Here is an 18,755-nt window from a genome sequence, read left to right as displayed (position 1 = left end):
GTGTCCCTGCCCCCGCTCGCCACGGTGGCCGACCTCAACACCCACTTGCAAACCACGCTGCCCACCCCGCAGGCTGAGCTCGCCATCCGGCGCGCCTCGGCCCGGGTCCGCTCCTACACCCGGCAGGTGCTCACGTTCGTCGCCGGCGACACCATCGAGGTGCCGGGCGGGGACCGCGTCTTGAGGGTGCCGCAACGGCCCCTCGTCGTGGACGGCGACAACCCGCTGACCGTGGTCGAGCTGGGCGACTTTGGCGGCCTGGACCTGACGCTGACCGAGGATGTGGACTTCACCCGGCTCGGCGACGAACTCACCCGCGGCACCCCGTCCTGGTGGAACACCAGGCTGATGGGCTGGCCGTACAATCGGGTCCGCGGCGTGTGGGCCCCTCGCGTTCGGCTCACCTACAGCCACGGCTACACCGAGGTGCCCGACGACATCATGGACGTCGTCCTCGCGCTGGCCACGGTCAACGTCTCTAACCTGCTCGGCCTGCGCGCCGAGAGCATCGACGACTACTCGGTCACCTACGCCACCGAGACCGTCGGCAACGCCCACCTCACCAAGGACCAGAAGGACGAGCTGCGCAGCTACCGGCTGGGCGCCTTCTCGGTGGCGCAGTCGTGAGCGTCGATGGCGTGCTGGCCGCCGGGCGGGCGGCGGCCAGGCGGCTGATGCGCGACACCTGCGTCATCGAACGCAAGGACGGGCCGCCGGTCCTCAACGAGGAGACCGGAGAGCTTGAACAGCCGTGGGAGGCCGTCTACACCGGGGTGTGCCGGGTCAAGCCGCGCACCTCCCGTGAGGTGGAGTGGGGCGAGCGTGAGGTCGCGCTCGGCCAGTACGTCGCCGTGCTGCCGTGGGACATGGTCCCGGAGGTCCAGCGTGGGGACCGGCTGCGCGTGACCGCCTCGGATGACGCGTGGCTGGTCGGTCGCAACCTCGAAGTGCTCGCCACTGCGCTGTCCGGTACAGCAACTGCCCGACGGCTGCTGGTCGAAGACAAGGAGGGCTGAGATGGCTGACGCGATGCTGGACTACTCCAACCTCCTCCCGGTCGGCGAGGGCCTGGTGGAGGACGCCCAGCGGGTAGCCGAAGGCGCTTACCCGCTGGTCAAGGAGTACGCGCTCAAGGTCGAGAAGCAGTGGCGGCGCAACGCGCGCGAGTCGGCCGGCAGCCATGGCAAGCACTACCCCCGCAGCATCACCGCCGAGCAGATCCCGTCCTCGTCGGCCGCCGAGTGGGAGATCGGCCCCGATCGAGCCCGCAAGCAGGGCTCGATGGGTCGCGGCTTCGAGTTCGGCTCCGTGAACCAGCCGCCCCACCTCGACGGCGCACGCGCCACCGTCGCGATCGAGCCCGAGTTCAATGCCGCCGTGGAACGGCTGGTGGCATCCCTGTGACCGCGCCGCCGCTGCCGTCCCTTCCCTTGGTGAATGCCATCCTGGCCATGCTCGACGGCGCGCTCCCGGCCAATGTGGGCGTGTTCTGGGCGCAGGCCGTGCCCGATGCGGCCCGCCCGTACGCGGTGCTCTACCCGGACGTCGGCATGGAGTCGACCGTGGACCGGTCGCTGGCCGATGATGTGCCCAACGATCTCAGGTTCCAGGTGACGTGCGTGGGCGATGCCGCCCAGCAGGCCGCCTGGCTGGCCGACAAGGTCGCCGCCATCCTGCTCACCACCGTGCCCGCGGTGGCCGGGCGCAGGGTGCGGCCGATCCGCCAGGAGGGCGCCCAGCCGGTGAGGCGGGACGACGAGAGCACCGCACTGTTCATCGCGACGGCCCAGTACCTGGCCCGCTCGGACCGCACCACCTGACCACCCACCACGTCAGCCCGTCACCGGTCGGTGCGCGGGCCCTGAGGCATGCCCTGGAGGAGCCCATGCCCACCCGAGCACCCCAGGTCGCCACCGTCGCCGGTGGCGTTCTGACCCTGTCCAACGCCGCCGCCGACGACAAGGTGTCCGGCGTCACGAGCGAAACCGTCGTGATCGTCAACAACACGACCGCGGCGCCCGTCACGCTCGGCGTCACCCCGTCAGGCACCACCGGGTACGGCGTCGCCCTGCCGGAGAAGGAGTGGACGATCCCAGTCGGCTTCTACCGGCTGCGGCTGCTGCCCTCGATGCGTGACCCCGAGGACTCCTATCTCGTCGCGCTGCAGTGGTCGGCAACCCCTGGCAGCACGCTGACGTGGGCGGCGGTGCGCTGATGCCGAACCTGATCCCGGTCCGGTCCAAGCTCACCGGCGACGTCACCACGGTCAACGAGAAGGCGTTCGGGGCGTTCGCCGCTCACTACGACCGCCTCGACCAGCCCGCCGAGGCCGATCCGCCTGGCGAGGCGGAGCCCCCCAAGAAGCAGCGCAGCCGCGGCACGGCGGCTCCGGAAGCAAAGGAGTAGCCGCCCATGGCATTCGAAGACCTCCTCGGAGACGGCAACGTCAAGGTGACCGTCTGTCTCACCCTCTCCAGCATCTCTGCGCCGCCTGCGGCAGAGCTGAACGCCGGTATCGACATCCAGACGATCCTCACCAAGGACGGATTGGGGATCGAGCCGGACCAGGCCGCCGTCGACAACACCGCCCTGGCCTCCCGTAGCGAGACCGAGCGCGGCGGCACGTCGAAGCACCCCATCACGCTCACCTACAAGCGCAAGGTGCTGGAGGCCGATGACATCGCCTTCAACACCCTCGTGCCCGGCCAGGACATCTACCTGGCGGTGCGGCGCAACCTGGCCCACGAGACCGCATGGGCCACCGGTCAGGACGCCGAGATCTACCCCGTGGAGTGCGGCATCTACAAGCGGCAGCCGCCCGTGCTGAACGAGGCGCAGAAGATCATGCAGAGCATGTTCAACCACTCCGACGCCAACACCGAGGCCGTGGTCGCGTGACCGAGTACGTCGAAGACGTCGACGACTTCCTCGACGGCTACCAGCTCCCCGAGGACGAGGTCCCCATCTGCCGCCGCGGCGACCTGCAAGCCCGCTTCGAGGAGCTGGAGAGGGCGCTGGATGCGGCTCGGCGACGGCCTGAGGAGGACTCGCTCGCGGGTGGCGGCGGCGAGGTGCGGCGCCTGGCCCAGGAGCTGATGGAGCTCCGCGAGGAGATGCAGTCACATGTGCGCGTCTTCCGCCTGCGTGCGCTTCCCCGCCTCGCATGGAAGAACCTCCTCAAGGAGCACCCGCCCCGCCAGGCGGACCTGCCTGCCGATCACAACCGGGACAGCTTCCCGGTCGCCGCCCTGGCCGCCTGCGCGGTACGGCCACGCATGACCGGAGAGAAGGCCGGGCGCCTGGTCGACGCACTGACACAGGGCCAGTGGGGGGCGCTGTGGGAGACGATCCTGCAGTTGAACGGTGGTAGTGGCGAGGTCCCTTTCTCCGCGGCCGCCTCCGGGATTCTGTCGAACACCAGCAGGACGTAGCGCTCGCCCGCGCCTACCAGATCCCCAGGTCGAAACTCCTCGGACGTGAACCGAAGAAGGTCACGACCTTCGAGTACGACGACGACGGCAAGCTGGTGCGGGCGGTCACCGAGTCCGAGCCGGAATGGCTGGAAGAGGACCTGGACTGGGCGCTGGCGCAGTACCTGGAAGAACTGGGCCGGTGCCCAACCTGCGGGCTCCCACGAGACGAGACGGTCGGTCCTCACGCTGAGGGCCGCTGGGAGTCGCCTCCGCCCGCGCACTGCCACGCCTGCTCGGCCATCGCGGCCCGCAGGAAGGAATGGGACGACAGCGGGTGGGACCAGTCCGGGCTCTTGTTCTTCGCACGCAAGCGGGAGACCGGGGGTGAGTGATGGCAGACCGTACGGTCACCACCCGGCTCCGGCTGGACGTCGCAGGTTGGAAGGCTGGCTCGCGGGCGGTCGAGTCCGACCTCAAGTCGCTGAACCGGTCGTTCGTCGGCTCGGCCGGGTTCGCCAAGGGCTTCCGCCGGAGCCTGGAGGACGCCACCAAGCGGCTCCCGCCCATCGAGATCGACCTCAACTCCAGCCCGGCCGAGGTCAAATTGGCTGTCGTCCGCGGCGAGCTGGAGAAGCTCGCCCGCCGGGAGATCGGCGTCGACATCGACGCCGGCGCGGCCTTCACCGAGCTGGCCGCGCTGGAGCGCGAGCTGGCCAGCCTGGAAGACGAAGCGTCCTTCGAGGTCCGGGCCAGCATCCAGCAGGCCCTCGCTGACATCGCGACCGTGCAGACGGAAATCGCGCGCCTCGACGACCGGCGCATCCGCCTCAACGTCGACACCGGCCTGCTCGACAAGGCCACTGCCGCGCTGGGCCCACGGTTCGAGGCCGCGTTCGACGTGATCGGCAAGGCCGGACCAGCGAACACCGCAATCGCCGGGGCAGCCATCGCTGGCCTCCCGGTCGTAGCTGTCGCCGCGGCGGGCCTGATCGTGACCGCGCTCGGCGGGGCGCTGACAGCGGTCGGCATCACCGGAGCCGCTCAGGCGCCGGTCGTTCAGAAGGCGTGGACACGGGCTGGCGAGGAGATCAAGAAGACATTCGCCGAGGTCGCGGAACCCTTCGAGGGCAGCCTGATCTCTGCGGCCAGCGTGGCGCAGGAGACCTTCTCTCGGCTGGCGCCGACACTGCGCTCGACCTTTCGTGATCTTGTTCCGGACGTTGATCGTTTCATCAAGACATGGGGTGACGGGGTCGCGTCCCTCGCGCCTGGGGTTTCGACCTTGGGCCGCGGGTTCGGCTCGATCTTGGATGGCCTGTCCGACCGGGCACCGGCGATCTTCGGCAACCTCAACTCGGCGCTGGTGACGCTCGGCAGCGCCGCGGAGCGTCACGCAGACACCTTCGCGGGCATGATCGAGGGCCTGACCGTGGTCGTGGACAAGGGCGCGGACGCAGTGTCCACGATCGCTGATCTTGGTGCCGCCGCGGCCGAGTTCAAGGGCGCCGGCGACATCCTCGGCGTGGACATGACCGTTGGCGTTCTGAACCTCTTCGACTCGAAAGTCGACGAGACCGCTGCGGCGATCGGGACTATGGCCAGTTCCCTGCGGAGCGCCTCCGAGGAGGCGATCACCCTGCAGGGCGGCGTCCGCGGCCTCAACGCGGCGCTGGAGGAGTCGTTCGCACCGCAACAAACCCTTCTCGAAGCAACGAACGACTGGTCAAAGACGCTGGCCAAGGTGAACAAGGACCTCGACCAGGGCAACCTGTCGACGCTGACGCGGACGCTGCACCTGGAGGAGCTGCTCGACGAGCTGGCGAAGATGGCACAGGCGGAGATGACGGCCACGAACTCCACGGTCAACTCCACCCGTGCGTTCGAGGCGAACGTCGGCAGTCTGGTGAAGCTCGCCGGGTCATCTGCGACTGGCCGGGCTGCTCTCGACGGCCTGGCCGAGGGGCTCGGGTACACGATCGAGCGCAGCGGCAACGCCACCATCGTGGTCGACAAGTTCGGCAACGCGGTCAAGGTCCTCCCCAACGGCAAGGTGGTCAAGCTCTCCACCGAAGCGGCGATGGCGCTCGCCAAGCTGAAAGAGACCGAGAACGCGATCGCCCGAATAAGAGACAAGGTCGTCAACGTCAGCGTCATCACCACCTACTGGTCCAAGAGCGGCCAGGAGGCGCTCAACCGGAAGCAGTCGGCTCCGGCCGAGTCCGGGGCGATCTTCACCTACGGCGGCGGCCAGATCACGAAAGCTTTCGCCGCGGGCGGCATTGAGACCTACGCGTCCGGGGGCATGCGGCGGCCAGGCCCGCACATCGCCAACGAGCCCACCGTCCTGTACGGGGAAGGGCGAGGCCCCGAGGCGTTCATCCCCTATGAGCAGCGCTACCGGCAGCGCGCCGTCGACCTCCTTGGCCAGGTTGCCGAGGACTTCGGTCTGGAGGTGTACTCACGGCGCGCGGCGGACCGCATGTCGGACGCCGGGATGGTGATCGACGCGGCCGGGATGCAGATCAGCGCGGGTCTTGACGAGGCGATGGCGGTGGTGCTGCAGACGCTCGGCGGGACCGGCACCCTCACCTCGGAGATCATGCGGGTCGGCCAGGTGGGCGGCCAGATGACTGCGGGCTGGCAGCAGGGCGCGCAGGTGCTCGGCGAGTCCGTGACCGGCATGGGTGAGACGGTCGGATCCAGCGTGGCCGGCATGTCGGAGGAGATGACCACCAGCATCGACTTCCTGTCGGCGTCGGTGGATGTGCTGGGTGAGGTGGTCGCGAAGGCGGCCGAGGCGACCAAGGGCAAGACCTCGTCGACGAACTCCTCCAGCTACGGCAAGGGCGGCGGGGCGAGTCAGGGTCAGATCATCGGCCCGAACTTCTCCAGCAAGAAGAAGTCGGGCTCGTCGTCGTCCAGCTCGTCGAAGTCGAAGGGCAAGAAGGGCGGAGGCGCCTCCGAGGGGGCAATCATCGGCCCGAACTTTTCGGCCAAGCCGAAGCCGGAACCCGGCGGGCTGGTCGAGGGCAGCGGCCCGGCGGGCGGGTACTCGATGGCGTACGGCGGCTGGCAGATGCTGCCGGGCTCGGCGGTGAACACGGCGAAGGTGTCGGCTCCGCAGCAGATGCCGTATCAGCCGCGGCCGTCGTCGGGCGTGGCTGGTGGTGAAGCTGGGGGCGGGCCGGGTGGCGGGGTGAGCCCGCTGGCTCGTCCGGGTCCGCTGGTCAGCGTGGAGAACCTGCAGGTGCGTGAGCAGGCGGATGTGGATCTGGTGGCCGAGAAGCTGCATTTCAAGGCGACCTCGCGCGGCTGACCCCCCGGCCAACCAACCAAGGGAAAGAGGAGCGGGATCTGTCATGGCGTGGGATGCGAGGTCTGGTCAGACGTTCGGCCAGTACATGCGGGGCGGTGCGGCGCTTGGCCGGGGCCATACCGCTGACGTCGTTGTCGGGGAGCGCACGTTCCTTACCCGCGACGAGGTCGTGGAGGGCCGCCGCGAGGACGGTTCCCGGTTCAAGACGACGCGGGATCAGGCCGGGAACGACGTCACGCAGGAGACCACGGCGGGCGGCCGGGAGCGGCAACACGTCCGTATCAACCTCAGATGATGGGAGGCCGCCGCGGTGGCTCTGCAAGACGGGATCTTCTCCGACACGTGGATCAAGGCCTTGTCCAACGACATCGCCCTGGACATGGGCGATACGACGCCGGGGGTGTTCAAGGGCGCCCTCTACACCGGGGCGGTGGCCGGGGGGACGATCAACTTCGACCAGTCCAACCCGGCCTACAACTCCAGCCCGTTCGACGCCAACCAGTCGTCCGGGCCCGGCTACAGCGCGGGCGGCCTGGACATCACGGTCATCTCGCTGGCCACGCTGGCGGGCGACGCGCGGCGGATCGGCTGGAAGGTCGATCCGTTGTCGTGGACCGGGACGACGATCACCGCCGAGGGGCTGCTCATCTACATCCCGGGCCTGTCAAACCGGGCGCTCGGCTACCGCTGGTTCGGCCAGCCGTACCCGACATCTGATGGCGACTTCGACGTGAACTTCCACACCGACGGGGCGCTGCGGCAGATGCTGCGCGCCGCCGCCTGACCCTGGACGATCCTTCGACCCCTTTTGCCCGGCCGGGTGGAGGGGTTTTCGCATGTGAGGAGGGCCCATCGTGGGCACGTACGCGATCGACACCCAGGGCGATGTGGCGCTGGTGGCGGCGACCGCCAAGACCGTGTTGAACGTGGTCGCGGCCACCGGCAGCGGGCTGAAGGTGGTCGAGCTGTCGGTCACCTTCGATGGCACGTCGGTGACCGCGGAACCGGTCACGGTCGAGCTGACCCGCTCCACGCAGGCCACCGCCGGCACCTCGACCGCGACCACGCCGGCGCAGGTGTCGGGGGCCTCCCGCGCCGCGCTGGCGTCGGGGGCGCGCGCCTACACCGCCGAGCCGACCGTGGTGTCGGTGGTCAAGCGCTGGCTGGTGCACCCGCAGGCCGGACTGGTGTTGCAGTTCCCGCTGGGCCGTGAGCCGCAGCAGAACACCGCCGGGCAGGCGATGGGGCTGCGCTGCACCGCCCCGGCCGGGGTGAACTGCCAGGCGTATATGGAGTGGACGGAGGACGGCTGATGCCCATCGGCATCGGCACCTCCCCCGCGCTCGTCAAGAACGAGGGCAACGCCACGACGGCCCAGTTCTCCCCGCCCGCGAACTCGCTGCTGGTCGCATCCGTGACGGCGTTCTCGGACCTGGCCACGCCGAGCCTGTCGTCGGGCGGCGGGCTGACCTGGACCCGCCGTATCCAGCGGGCGACCGGCGACGACTACTACAACGAGATCTGGACGGCGCCCGCAGCCGGTGGCGCGACGAACATCACCGCCACCTACACGATCAACAGCTCCTTCCCGTTCGCGGCGATCAAGGTGGATGTGGTGTCCGGGGCGCTGCTGGCCGCCCCGGCCGGCCAGAGCGGGACCGGCGCCACGACGACGAACAACGCGACCGTCAACGGCTACACCTCCTCGATGGGCGGCAGCCGCGGCTTCATCTCGGCCCTCTGCCCGGGCACCACGGTCGCGCCCACCTCTACCGATGACGAGAGCGCGTGGCCGGACGACAACGGGGGCGCGGGCCTGATGGCCCGCAAGGCCGCCAACACCCCGTCCAGCGGCACGGTCGTCACGTTCAACCTGGACGCGGCGGGCACCGGCGCCGTCGACTGGCGGTGGGCGGCGCTGGAGATCCTGCCGTTCGACGAAGGCCGCGCCGTGTCCATCCTGCAGACGCTCACCGCGGTCCACCACGCCGCCACCTGGTAGCCGAGACGAGGGGGTGAGCCGTGCGTCTGGGCCGCTCGCAGCCGTTCCCGCCGATCCTGGCCCCGATCCATCGCAGCATCTCCCAGCAGGTCGAGCTGGCGCCGTTCGACGCCGACGTGGACTTCCCTCCGCTGTCGGTGGTCACGCCGGACGCCCGCGTCCTGCTCGGCCCGTTCGACGCCGACGTCGACTTTCCGCCGCTGACACTGTCGTACGGGCACAGCATCACGCTGGCGCCGTTCGACGCCGACGTGGACTTCCCTCCGCTGTCGGTGGTCACGCCGATCCAGCCGGGCGACGCGATCACCGCCGCCGGGCAGGTGGAATGGAACGGCACCGTGTGGGGGCCCGGGACCGCGCTCGTCGTGCAGCAGATCGACGGCTGGCACTCCCTGCCCGGGATCGACAACCTCAACGTCGAACGACCGAGCAGACACGGCGCCTGGTCGGGCCGCAAGATCGGCCAGCAACGCCTGGTCACCATCCGCATGCGGCTGTCGTCCGGGCCCGACCCGCACGCCGTCGACGACCTACTCGACCAACTCCTGTCCGCCACCGGCATCGGCGAGGACGACACCGAACTCCCCCTCGTCATCAAGGGCTACGGCGATCCGCGGCTGGCCTACGGGGCGGTCATCGACCGCGACATCCCGATGAACAGCGACTGGTCCATCGGCCGGCCCACCATCAGCCTGCTCATCGCCTGCTCCGACCCGCGCCGCTACAACGTGCTGCGCTCCGGCGCCGCCCTGACCGCCGGCGTCCCCACGCCGGTCGTCAACGCCGGCAACACCGGCACGCACCCGATCGTGCGCTTCGACGGTCCCGTCTCCAACCCGAAGCTCACCAACGCGACCCTGGCCAGGGATATGGAGTTCCTCATCGAGCTGGAGGCCGGGCAGCGTCTGGAGGTCAACACCGACCTCGGCACCGCCTCCGTCGGCGCCACCAACGTGATGGGCGCCCTCACCGGGTCCAGCGTCGCGCCGCCCGACTTCGTGCTCGGCCGCGGAACCAACGCCCTCACCTACACCGTCGGCTCCGGCGGCGCCATCCCCTGCTCGGTGCTCTACCGCGACGCCTGGCTGTGACCCCAACCCCCGGGGGAGGTGAAGGTGAGCGCCTTCCCGCGCGACTACAAGACCGGCTCTGGCACCGGCCCGTCCGTCACCGTCGCCCGCCCGACTCTCCAGCCGGGCGACGTGCTGTGGGCGCTGCAGGCCAGCACCGGCCCGCTGGACGCGATGCACATCACCGGCTGGAACGAGTACACCGCGCTGGCCGACAGCCTGTTCGGCGCGCTGCGGGTCAAGCTGTGGCGGCGCACCGTCACCTCCGCCGACACCGCCGTCTCCTCCTACGGCTTCGGCCAGCAGCCGTCCACGGCCGGCACCGTCATCATCGTCTCGGTCGCCTCCGCCGACCCGCTCCTGCCGGTCAAGCTCGCCACCCTGGCCAACGCCTCGGTCACCGGCGGCGTGACCAGCCCGTCGGTGCCGCCCGCCTCCGCCACCCACCTGGAGTTGCGCTTCACCGCCCTGCTGCCCGAGAGCGGCGGCGGGCAGATCACCGACGCGCCCGACGGCTATCAGTCCCGCGGCCTGGCCGCCGCGGGCACGCTCAGCTCGGCCGCCGCCTCCCGCCTCATCGCCTCCTCCACCCCGTCCGGCAGCAAGACCTTCCCCGCCACCGGCGGTGGCTACGGCATCGGTATCAGCCTGTCGATTCCGTCCGGCGCGGCCGAGCCCGAACAGCCGCCCGCACCGCCGTTCACGCCCGGCAAAGGCTCGGCGCTGTACCAGTACGTGTTCCGCCGGCTGCTCGGCGGCGACTACCTCGGCCACCTCGACCTGGCCGGCGTCACCTTCGACAAGCGCATCCTGCAGCCCGGCGCCTTCCAGGCGACGATCCCGATCCCCTCGCGGAAGGTCGGCGACCAGGTCGCCGAGATCATCCCCCGGGACGAGACGATCCTGGACCGCGGCCCCGGCGTGATCACCGTGGAGATCTACCGCGCCGGCGAATGCTGGGGCCAGTACTGGATCACCGGTGCCAAGCCCGGCCGCTCCCGCCGCGGCACTCCCGCCATCCGGCTACGCGGCTCCACCCTGGACGCCTACCTCAACCACGTCGAACTCCAAGCCGACCGCACCTACACCAGCCTCGACCAGATCGAGATCGGCCGCCGCCTGATCACCCACCTGCAAGCCCAGCCAAGCGCCAACATCGGCCTCATCCTCCAGACCGGCAGCTCTGGCGTCACCCGGGATCGTACCTACCTGGCCAGTGAAGGCGCCACCTACGGCAGGCGGCTCGTCGAACTGGCTGAAGTCGACGACGGTTTCGAGTGGACCATCAACATCGTGCCCGGCTCCTCCGGGCTGGAGCGCCGCTGGGTGTGGGGCTACCCGCTGCTCGGCCAGCAGTCCCCGCCGCTGCACGTGTTCGTCGACTCCCCCAACGGCGGGGACGTCCTGGAATGGGACGAAGACATCGACGCGCTGCGCGGCGGGACCCGGTGGCGGGCCCGCGGCGGCACCCCCGACACCGGCGACGCCTCCACCGTCGCCACCCCGCTCATCTCCTCCGTGCACACCGCTGCCGACCATCTGGCCGCCGGCTGGCCGCGCCTGGACCGCACCATCAACAAGACCTCGGTCGTGATGCAGCAGACGCTGGAGGACTGGGCCGCCTACTGGGCCGCCACCGCCCCCGGCGCGCTCCGCGTCGACAGCCTGACCATCGCCCTCGGCGCCAAACCGTCGTTCACCCCCAACAGCCTCGGCGACAGCGCACGGATCTTCTTCGACAACGAATGGCACCTCCGCCACTCTCGCGTCCGCAGGATCATCGGCGTCGGCATCACCCCCGTCTCCCGCGACTCCGGCAAGGAAGAAGCCCAGCTCATCTTGGAAGGGCGTGAGATCGAATGAGCGACAACAAGTACCCGGCCGACCCGATGCAGGACCTCAACGACCTCGGCAACACCGTCGACGCCAACGCCGCCGCGCAACGTCGCGAGTCGCTCACCAGCGCGTCCAAGGGCTGGCAGATCCCCAACCAGCCGCTGCCACCCGCCCCGGACGACGGCGGACATCTGACCGCCGTTGGCGATGAACCCTACTGGACGGAATCGTCAGGCTCGTTCTACAGCCTCAGACCGCAGATGTCGCAGGGCGTCTCCGTTTCCGACCCGCCGGACTTCACGTCAGGCACTGACGCGGGACCAACCTACGACAACGGCACCCGGAACATGATCAACGCCCTGAGGGCGGACGCGGCAGGAACGAAGATCGCCCTGGACAACCTGCTGTCGTCGCTACGCGGCGGTGGAGTGATCGACATGTGATGGCCGTCGCCCATCTGGCCTACTCCACGGTTTAGATGCCGCGGGCTACCGGACTCGAACCGGCTCAGCCCCGATCAGGGCGTTAGCGTCGACAAACGCTAGTAACGATCTTTCCCATTCGCCTTTGCCCGCGGCGACAAGCCCAAGTCTACGCCCGATCGGGCTTCCGACCCATGATCGTGACCGCCCGCGCATCGACGCTCCTTTCGAGGGTGCTGGTCGCGTCGGTAAAGGGAGCGCGGGCGGTCACCCCTCGATCGTGCCGCCCGCCGCTGCGGATGCTCCCGGCGGGCGGCACCCCCACCTCGAAGGAGTGGCGTGGCTGATGAACCTTCTCTGGGTGAACTTTCACGCCGTATCGACGGGGTGACCGCGATGGTGGCACAACTTGTCCAGCGCACCGAGTTCGCCGCGGAGCAGCGGATCGTGGACCGGCGGTTCGTGACGATCGAGAGCAACATCGCGGAGATCCAGCGCACGCTCCTCGAAGAGGTCAAAGGCTTCAAAACCGCGCTCGACACCGCCGTGACCCGGCTGGAGGCCGCCGACGAGAAGCGCGAGGACAAGCGGGTGTCCGGCGTCCGGCAGGCCGTGTACGCGGGCATCATCCCGGCGATCTTCCTGCTGCTGGGGTTCGCCGTGCAGATCTGGATCGCTCTGCGGGGGTCGTGATGGGCGAACACGTGCGCAGGGTGAAACGCAACTGGCTGCTCGTCGCCGGGCTGCTCGTCGTCGCGGGGCTCGGCCTGTGGGTATCGCTCCAGATTGGCGCTCTCGGTGAGCAGTTGCGGCAGTCGCGAGAGGACAGCGAGATCCTCGCCGACCAAGTGGAGCGCCTCGGCGGGGTGCCGCTGGTGTCGCCTTCGCCTGGACCTCCGGGTGAGCGCGGACCGCAAGGACTGCCCGGCCAGACCGTCGTGGGCCCGCGCGGTCCGGCAGGCCCGAGCGGCTCCCCAGGAGCCTCTGGCCGGGACGGCAAGGACGGCGCCAGCGGTATTCCCGGTACGGCCGGAAGCCCGGGACCACAAGGCGATCCAGGGGAGACCGTGACCGGCCCACCAGGAGCCAAGGGTGAGCCGGGCAAGGACGGCGCCGACGGCCAAGACGGCAAGGACGGCGAACCGGGACCGCGCGGAGAACCCGGACCGACCGGGCCAGCAGGACCTCCGCCGTCCGGGTGGACATTCACGCACCTCGGCATCACCTACCGGTGCGCGCCCGAAGATCCCGGCGCGACCACCTACACGTGCACACCAGGAGGCTGACGTGCCCGACGAACCGCTACCACCTCACCCGTACGGCGACGCCGCCCTCATGGAGGACGACGGCCCCCAGCTTGTCGTCCAGGACGCGGGCGTCATCTACGTCGACGACATCGTGGAGGACACCGATGACGTCGACGCGTGAGCAGATGGTCGCCGCCTGCCGTAAGCACCTCGGCTACCGGGAGCGGCCCGACGGCTGGACCCGGTACGGCCAGTGGTACGCCGACACGGTCGGCAACCAGGCGTTCGCCCGCGCACCCTGGTGCGCCATGTCACTGTCGTACGTCGCCGAGACGCTCGGCCTCGGCAAGGTCGTCGGCCGGTACGCGTACACCCCGTGGTGGGCGGACTGGTTCCGCGACCAAGGCCGCTGGCATCAGACCCCGCGCGCCGGCGACATCGTGTTCTTCGACTGGGCCGGAAGCAAGAACATCCCCGCGATCGATCACGTCGGCATCGTCGAGTCCGTCATGGCCGACGGCCGCGTGGTGACGATCGAGTTCAACACCTCCAACGCGTGCATGCGGCGGGTCCGCTCCCGTTCCACCATCGCCGGGTTCGGCCGGCCCGCCTACCCGGACGCGCCGAAGAAGCCTGCCAAGCCGAAGCCCGCCAACCCGACGGAGGCCGCCGTGAAGAAGCTCCCGACCCTGCGCCGTGGCGACAAGGGCTGGCACGTGAAGACGATGCACTACCTGCTCGCCGCCCGCGACTACGCGATCGAGCCTGGCATCGACGACACGGTGTTCACCGCCTACCACGAGCAGGGAATCAAGGGCGTGCAGGACGCCGCAGGCATCGAGGTGGACGGCATCGTCGGCCCGAAGACGTGGGCTGCCCTGCTGAGGGTGTCGTGAGCGCGGCTGGTGTGGGCATGCCTGCCCTGCTGCACCTCGACGCGTTCGCCCGCGAGGTCGAGCAGGCGTTCGGGCACACGCCTTACCTGGTCGGGTCGGCCGCGCGTGGCAAGGTCTGGCGGGACGTGGACGTCCGCCTCATGCTGCCCGACGACGAGTTTGACGCCCTGTTCCGTGAATTCAAGACACCGGGGCGGACGCATTCGCGGTGGTCGATGATGTGTGCGGCTTTCGCGGAACTGGGCCGGGTGCGGACCGGGCTGCCAATCGACTTCCAGTTTCAGCGCACCAGCGACGCAAACGAGCAGAATGACGGCGTCCGGCACGCTCTTGGCCTGATCTTCCACTGGACGGCGTGACCGTGACCGATCTCGGTTACCTGACGCTCGACGGCGTCTGGATGGGCCAGTGGCCGTATCAGAGCTTCCTCCCGCAGAACCCTGAGCGCGTGGAGGACGAGCCCGGAGACGGGCGTATCAACGGTCTCATCGACGAGACCAACTGAACGCCGTTCGGAACCTTAAGACTCGGCGCTGAAATATCACGCGGATGCCTTGACCTGCGGAATTAATCATATTCCCGCGAAGTACACACCCCCAACCAATCTGAGGAGCACCCTCGATGCGCATCTCCAAGAGCGCTGCGATCCTGTCCGCCGCTGTCATCGCCCTGGGCGTCACCGGCACCGTGTCCGCGTCCGCTGCGCCGACGAAGCCGAAGCAGTACGGCGCGTGCGTCAACGCCAAGTCGGGCGCGATGCGCCTGCTGGAGCCGCTGGCTCTGCGCCGCTCCCAGCACGGCAAGTGCAAGGCGGGCGAGCGGAAGGTGTACCTGCCGACGAAGCACGCCATCCCGGTCGTCCCGCCCGCCCCCGCGACTGTCGTGTTCAAGCGCGGCACCGCGGTCGAGACGTGCACGAAGACCACGGACGTGGCCCTGACCTACGACTGCAAGACCGCCCCGACCCCGTCGCCCACGCCCACCTCCTGACGGCGTGATCAAGGTGTTGAAAGACAGCTGATTTTATCGGCCATCGCTCAACGCCCTCATGTGTGATCTCGGCTAATAAGTCCAGCCATGATCACACACTGCTCCTCTGGCCAGCGGAAACGCGCTGGCTCTTATAGTTTTTCGACCTCTTTGGAGGGGCCATGCACGGAGAACCTGTCACGTTCAGCCGACCGGTCGAGGCCAAGGTCAAGTGGGCCGCGTTCGGGACGTTCATCGGCTCGGTCGCCGCGACCGCTGTCCTGCAGGCGATCGACGCCGACCACAGCCTGATCGCGTTCTGGCCGGACTGGCTGGAGGCGGTCACGCTCCCGCTGCTGCCCACGGCGATCTCATGGGTGTCCGGCTGGAGAGCCAAGCACACCGCGCGCCCCGACCTCCCGATGTCGAAGCGGTAGAACAACCGATCGCCCCCACTCCTCCCTCGGGAGGAGTGGGGGCTCTTCGTCGTGCGTTCAGCGCACACGCCACTCCAGCGCTGGCATCCCTTCGGGCGCGTAGGTGACGAGGTCGAGCTTGCTGTCCTTGGGGACCTCGAATGGCATCCAGCCGCGCACGCACCGGCCTACCTTCACCTGATGGCCGTTCGGATACAGCGGTTGGTTCCACCACTCATCGCTCCACGCGCCCATAGATTCGATCACCAGGTCGTCCTTGCTGGTCATCGTCCACACGGACCAGCCGACTTCAGCGGTGCCGCCGGCTTTGACACACATGCGAATGTCGGCGGCTGCGTACTCGAACCCGCTCCGCTCCGGTAAACCTGGGATGACGGCGGAGAAGGGCCGTCGCACGCGCTGCACGGTCACGGCCAACGTGCTCTCGGCGCCCTTGGTGGTCTGCGTCTTCCCCATCCGTGAAGGCCCCGATTCCGTCGGCGATGGCGAGGTGGAAACCTCGGCAGCGGGTGGCGTCTCGACGTTCACGGTCGGGGCCGCTGCGGGGGCGGCGGAGCAGCCGACAGCCGCCAGCAGGACTCCCGCTGCCAGCGTGGCGCCCCAGGGGCCGTTCAGTGTGGGCATGGCGTTCTCCTTCGGACGCGCAAGGGGTGAGCGTTGGGACGCTCCAGTTGCGCGTGTGGTTGCCGGGGTGTGCGGGACTGCTATGGCCAGATGTGGCCAACTCGCATGGCGATGCCGGAAGGGCTTTGGTGCCTTGACGAAACTCCCGGCTCGCCCCACGATCACATTGCTAGCAAACTCCGGCAATAGCGGTTGGAGCTTCGATGCAACTACGGTTCCTCGGCAAGGACAAGGCGTCAGCGGGCGGCGATTCGCCCACTCTCTACGCCACCGACCAGGACTCCCTGATCATTCAGGGATGGAAGGTACCTGGGCACGACACCCAGGTCGCGATCCCCTTCAACCTCTTCGAGCATTTCGACAAAGCCGACCTGCACGGAGTCACCCCGCACATCGGTGGCCCCTTCACCGTCAGCGACCACGAGAGGTGCATCGTCGAGGGCACACCTGTCACGGACGTGGAGGCGCTTGCCCAGATGCGCATCCCCGCCCACGAAAGCTGCGTCGAGATCCCCAAGGCGACCATCGCGGCCAGGCTCCGAAATGAGGCAGATGATCACGCCTGAACAGCGCGACGCTCTGTTCGACGACTTCACCCGCGACGCCTTCCACCTGGAGCTTCGCGATCAGTACGGCGTACCCAGCGAGACGGACCCGATCACGCGCTGGCAGCGCGGCGAGCCGGACGATCTCGCCTGGTTCGAGCCGTGGCTGGAGCGAATCCGCCGCGTCACGGCGGCCGGGCGAACGGTGCGGCGCGTGCGGGTGATATCCGAGCCCGTCACGGACTACATCCGCTGGGAGCACGACATAGCCACGGAACCGACCATGGCGGCCGGCGAAGACATCCGCTGGCTGCCGCGCCGCGCGCTGCCTGACGGCATCGTGTGGCCGCTCGACGGCCGGGACTGGTGGCTGTTCGACGATCATTTGCTCGCGGTCGGCACGTTCGACGATGATGGCCGCGTGCTTGGCTCAGAACTCGTCACCGTTCCTGAGGTCGTTGCGGCCTGCGTCGCCTTGCGTGATCGGCTCTGGCCTCTCGCCACACCTCACCGCGAGTTCAAGTTGATCTGACAGGTGTCGATCGAAGCCCAACGGGCCCGAGAGGCGCTCGGCGCCCGCCTTCGTGAGCTCCGCAAGGAAGCTGGACTCACAGGGCGGGCGCTCGCTGCCCTGGCCGACTGGCAGTTGTCCAAGGTCAGCAAGATCGAGCACGGCAAGCAGAACGCGACCATCGCCGACGTCCGGACCTGGTGCCTGCATACACGGTCCGAGCAACACGTCGCTGACCTCGTCGCGGCCGTGCAGAACATCGAGACGTTGTGGATGGAGTGGCGCCGCGCTCTTCAGGCTGGCACCCGTCTACGCCAACGCCGCTCTCTGGACATCTACGAGAAGACGCACGTCTTCCGCGTCTACAACCCGGACATGATCTGGGGCACGTTGCAAACAGCCGAGTATGCCGAGGTGATCCTCCGTCAGATCGTCCACTTCGTTGGCGGTGTCCCGGATGATGTGGACGCTGGCGTGGCGGCCCGGCTGGAGCGACAGCAGTATCTGTACCGCGGTGACCGCCGCTTCAACGTGATCCTCGGCGAGCAGGCGTTGTACACCAACATCGGCGGGGCGAGCGTGATGCGCGGCCAGCTCGACCGGCTCCTGGCCGTCATGTCGCTCCCTCGGCTCAGCCTCGGCATCATCCCGCGCGGCGCCGCGTACGGGATCTGGCCGGGCAACATGTTCCTGATGCTGGATGACCGCATGGTGATGTTGGAGACGTACTCGGCGGAATTGACGGTGACCGAGCCGCATGAGGTGACCATGTACGGCAAGGCGTTCGCCGTGCTCCAGCGGTCGGCGGTCTACGGCGAATCGGCACGCCAGTTGATCAGCGAGGCACTCGAACGCCTAGTTTGAAGCAAACCAAAGCAAACTCCTGGCCTGGGCCCTGACCTGGACGGCACCGTCGTAGTTATGGCCCTCCGCATTCCCAACTGTGAAGTCCAAGCCGTCGACGGCGTCATTCACCTCCAGCACAAGGCGTCTGGCGAGCAAGCGACCGCCAGCAGCCTGGAACAGGCCCACATCGAGGCGGCGGTCCTGCGTGTGGCCTACGTGTTGAGGCGGGCTGCATGACGGACGTCGAGGACATGTCGAGCTGGCCCCTCATGCACGGCGACGTCAGCGCCGCCCAGATCAAGGCCGCGTACCAGAAGGCTCTCGCCGCGCGCACGAACGAGAAGGATCGGGCGGAGCTCGAAGCGGCGACGCGACGCATCCTGGGCGCGTACGGAGACTCGTGGGAGCGGCTTGCCGAGGCGTGGACGATCCAGAACTGGCGGCGCGAGTACGCGCGCGAACTCCACCGGAAAACGTGGCTCAACCGTCTGTCTCCAGAGGAGCAGGAGGCGGAGTTGCGCGCCCTGATCGCTGAACATCCACTCCTGGCGCGGGAGATCCTGGGCGAGCGTGACGCCGGGAGGCCGCCGCGATAGTCGGCCCGCCCTCTGCTGGGTCATA

At 68.7% G+C, this 18,755-nt stretch carries 30 protein-coding genes; 29 read left to right on the top strand and 1 reads right to left on the bottom strand.

Translation table 11 applies throughout. The annotated features are described in order from the left end of the window. The 25 genes from ACIBEJ_RS48705 (at position 1) to ACIBEJ_RS48585 (ending at position 15,608) form a co-directional block, all read left to right on the top strand. Positions 1-627, top strand: a complete 627-nt coding sequence (locus tag ACIBEJ_RS48705) for a hypothetical protein (RefSeq protein ID WP_397189850.1) — start codon at positions 1-3, stop codon at positions 625-627. Continuing rightward, positions 624-1,016, top strand: a complete 393-nt coding sequence (locus tag ACIBEJ_RS48700) for a DUF6093 family protein (protein ID WP_397189849.1) — start codon at positions 624-626, stop codon at positions 1,014-1,016. Before ACIBEJ_RS48705 ends, ACIBEJ_RS48700 begins: the two co-directional genes overlap by 4 nt. 1 nt (position 1,017) lies before the next feature. After that, positions 1,018-1,404, top strand: coding sequence for a hypothetical protein (locus ACIBEJ_RS48695; protein ID WP_397189848.1), 387 nt, complete (start codon positions 1,018-1,020; stop codon positions 1,402-1,404). A gap of 29 nt (positions 1,405-1,433) precedes the next feature. After that, complete coding sequence (locus ACIBEJ_RS48690; protein ID WP_397189847.1) at positions 1,434-1,820, top strand: hypothetical protein; 387 nt, start codon at positions 1,434-1,436, stop codon at positions 1,818-1,820. A gap of 65 nt (positions 1,821-1,885) precedes the next feature. Further along, positions 1,886-2,215, top strand: coding sequence for a hypothetical protein (locus tag ACIBEJ_RS48685; RefSeq protein ID WP_397189846.1), 330 nt, complete (start codon positions 1,886-1,888; stop codon positions 2,213-2,215). Beyond that, positions 2,215-2,406: a hypothetical protein gene (locus ACIBEJ_RS48680; RefSeq protein ID WP_397189845.1), complete on the top strand. Its 192-nt coding sequence runs from the start codon at positions 2,215-2,217 to the stop codon at positions 2,404-2,406. The genes ACIBEJ_RS48685 and ACIBEJ_RS48680 overlap by 1 nt, the downstream gene beginning before the upstream one ends. A 6-nt stretch (positions 2,407-2,412) precedes the next feature. After that, entirely contained in the window at positions 2,413-2,898 is a 486-nt protein-coding gene (locus ACIBEJ_RS48675; RefSeq protein ID WP_397189844.1) for a hypothetical protein, read from the top strand. Next, complete coding sequence (locus ACIBEJ_RS48670; RefSeq protein WP_397189843.1) at positions 2,895-3,431, top strand: hypothetical protein; 537 nt, start codon at positions 2,895-2,897, stop codon at positions 3,429-3,431. The genes ACIBEJ_RS48675 and ACIBEJ_RS48670 overlap by 4 nt, the downstream gene beginning before the upstream one ends. Before the next feature lie 95 nt (positions 3,432-3,526). Continuing rightward, on the top strand, positions 3,527-3,805 hold the full coding sequence (locus ACIBEJ_RS48665; RefSeq protein ID WP_397189842.1) for a hypothetical protein: 279 nt from the start codon (positions 3,527-3,529) through the stop codon (positions 3,803-3,805). Beyond that, positions 3,805-6,729: a hypothetical protein gene (locus ACIBEJ_RS48660; protein ID WP_397189841.1), complete on the top strand. Its 2,925-nt coding sequence runs from the start codon at positions 3,805-3,807 to the stop codon at positions 6,727-6,729. Before ACIBEJ_RS48665 ends, ACIBEJ_RS48660 begins: the two co-directional genes overlap by 1 nt. A 43-nt stretch (positions 6,730-6,772) precedes the next feature. Continuing rightward, a complete protein-coding gene (locus ACIBEJ_RS48655; RefSeq protein WP_397189840.1) occupies positions 6,773-7,024 on the top strand; it encodes a hypothetical protein in 252 nt (83 codons plus the stop codon). A gap of 15 nt (positions 7,025-7,039) precedes the next feature. Continuing rightward, on the top strand, positions 7,040-7,513 hold the full coding sequence (locus ACIBEJ_RS48650; RefSeq protein ID WP_397189839.1) for a hypothetical protein: 474 nt from the start codon (positions 7,040-7,042) through the stop codon (positions 7,511-7,513). A gap of 70 nt (positions 7,514-7,583) precedes the next feature. After that, complete coding sequence (locus ACIBEJ_RS48645) at positions 7,584-8,042, top strand: hypothetical protein (RefSeq protein ID WP_397189838.1); 459 nt, start codon at positions 7,584-7,586, stop codon at positions 8,040-8,042. Beyond that, positions 8,042-8,731, top strand: a complete 690-nt coding sequence (locus tag ACIBEJ_RS48640) for a hypothetical protein (RefSeq protein ID WP_397189837.1) — start codon at positions 8,042-8,044, stop codon at positions 8,729-8,731. The genes ACIBEJ_RS48645 and ACIBEJ_RS48640 overlap by 1 nt, the downstream gene beginning before the upstream one ends. Before the next feature lie 20 nt (positions 8,732-8,751). Beyond that, positions 8,752-9,822, top strand: coding sequence for a hypothetical protein (locus ACIBEJ_RS48635; RefSeq protein ID WP_397189836.1), 1,071 nt, complete (start codon positions 8,752-8,754; stop codon positions 9,820-9,822). Positions 9,823-9,846: 24 nt separating this feature from the next. Then, positions 9,847-11,664 carry a hypothetical protein gene (locus ACIBEJ_RS48630; protein WP_397189835.1) on the top strand — a complete coding sequence of 606 codons (1,818 nt, stop codon included), beginning with the start codon at positions 9,847-9,849 and terminating at the stop codon, positions 11,662-11,664. Further along, entirely contained in the window at positions 11,661-12,080 is a 420-nt protein-coding gene (locus ACIBEJ_RS48625) for a hypothetical protein (RefSeq protein ID WP_397189834.1), read from the top strand. The genes ACIBEJ_RS48630 and ACIBEJ_RS48625 overlap by 4 nt, the downstream gene beginning before the upstream one ends. Positions 12,081-12,455: 375 nt before the next feature. Next, positions 12,456-12,752 carry a hypothetical protein gene (locus tag ACIBEJ_RS48620; RefSeq protein WP_397189833.1) on the top strand — a complete coding sequence of 99 codons (297 nt, stop codon included), beginning with the start codon at positions 12,456-12,458 and terminating at the stop codon, positions 12,750-12,752. Positions 12,753-12,763: 11 nt separating this feature from the next. Then, positions 12,764-13,345, top strand: coding sequence for a hypothetical protein (locus ACIBEJ_RS48615; protein ID WP_397189832.1), 582 nt, complete (start codon positions 12,764-12,766; stop codon positions 13,343-13,345). A 1-nt stretch (position 13,346) separates the two neighbouring features. After that, complete coding sequence (locus ACIBEJ_RS48610) at positions 13,347-13,487, top strand: hypothetical protein (protein WP_397189831.1); 141 nt, start codon at positions 13,347-13,349, stop codon at positions 13,485-13,487. Next, positions 13,471-14,202 carry a CHAP domain-containing protein gene (locus ACIBEJ_RS48605; protein WP_397189830.1) on the top strand — a complete coding sequence of 244 codons (732 nt, stop codon included), beginning with the start codon at positions 13,471-13,473 and terminating at the stop codon, positions 14,200-14,202. Before ACIBEJ_RS48610 ends, ACIBEJ_RS48605 begins: the two co-directional genes overlap by 17 nt. 17 nt (positions 14,203-14,219) lie before the next feature. After that, positions 14,220-14,561 carry a hypothetical protein gene (locus tag ACIBEJ_RS48600; RefSeq protein ID WP_397189829.1) on the top strand — a complete coding sequence of 114 codons (342 nt, stop codon included), beginning with the start codon at positions 14,220-14,222 and terminating at the stop codon, positions 14,559-14,561. Continuing rightward, positions 14,558-14,707: a hypothetical protein gene (locus tag ACIBEJ_RS48595; RefSeq protein WP_397189828.1), complete on the top strand. Its 150-nt coding sequence runs from the start codon at positions 14,558-14,560 to the stop codon at positions 14,705-14,707. Before ACIBEJ_RS48600 ends, ACIBEJ_RS48595 begins: the two co-directional genes overlap by 4 nt. A gap of 116 nt (positions 14,708-14,823) precedes the next feature. Next, positions 14,824-15,192: a hypothetical protein gene (locus ACIBEJ_RS48590; RefSeq protein WP_397189827.1), complete on the top strand. Its 369-nt coding sequence runs from the start codon at positions 14,824-14,826 to the stop codon at positions 15,190-15,192. A 161-nt stretch (positions 15,193-15,353) separates the two neighbouring features. Then, complete coding sequence (locus tag ACIBEJ_RS48585; protein WP_397189826.1) at positions 15,354-15,608, top strand: hypothetical protein; 255 nt, start codon at positions 15,354-15,356, stop codon at positions 15,606-15,608. A gap of 57 nt (positions 15,609-15,665) precedes the next feature. On the opposite strand, the gene ACIBEJ_RS48580 is transcribed toward ACIBEJ_RS48585, so the two are convergent. Next, a complete protein-coding gene (locus ACIBEJ_RS48580; RefSeq protein WP_397189825.1) occupies positions 15,666-16,232 on the bottom strand; it encodes a hypothetical protein in 567 nt (188 codons plus the stop codon). A gap of 203 nt (positions 16,233-16,435) precedes the next feature. Here ACIBEJ_RS48580 and ACIBEJ_RS48575 point away from each other — a divergent pair, with 203 nt between their 5' ends. The 4 genes from ACIBEJ_RS48575 to ACIBEJ_RS48560 all read left to right on the top strand — a co-directional run bounded on the left by ACIBEJ_RS48575 (position 16,436) and on the right by ACIBEJ_RS48560 (position 18,730). Beyond that, on the top strand, positions 16,436-16,798 hold the full coding sequence (locus ACIBEJ_RS48575) for a hypothetical protein (RefSeq protein WP_397189824.1): 363 nt from the start codon (positions 16,436-16,438) through the stop codon (positions 16,796-16,798). After that, entirely contained in the window at positions 16,785-17,309 is a 525-nt protein-coding gene (locus ACIBEJ_RS48570; protein WP_397189823.1) for a DUF6879 family protein, read from the top strand. The genes ACIBEJ_RS48575 and ACIBEJ_RS48570 overlap by 14 nt, the downstream gene beginning before the upstream one ends. 3 nt (positions 17,310-17,312) lie before the next feature. Further along, a complete protein-coding gene (locus tag ACIBEJ_RS48565; RefSeq protein WP_397189822.1) occupies positions 17,313-18,152 on the top strand; it encodes a helix-turn-helix domain-containing protein in 840 nt (279 codons plus the stop codon). 215 nt (positions 18,153-18,367) lie between these two features. Next, positions 18,368-18,730, top strand: a complete 363-nt coding sequence (locus ACIBEJ_RS48560; RefSeq protein ID WP_397189821.1) for a hypothetical protein — start codon at positions 18,368-18,370, stop codon at positions 18,728-18,730. Positions 18,731-18,755 lie beyond the last annotated feature (25 nt).

The organism is Nonomuraea sp. NPDC050790 (assembly GCF_044456745.1).
Lineage (GTDB): Bacteria > Actinomycetota > Actinomycetes > Streptosporangiales > Streptosporangiaceae > Nonomuraea.
This window is presented reverse-complemented; position numbering and strand designations above follow the sequence as displayed.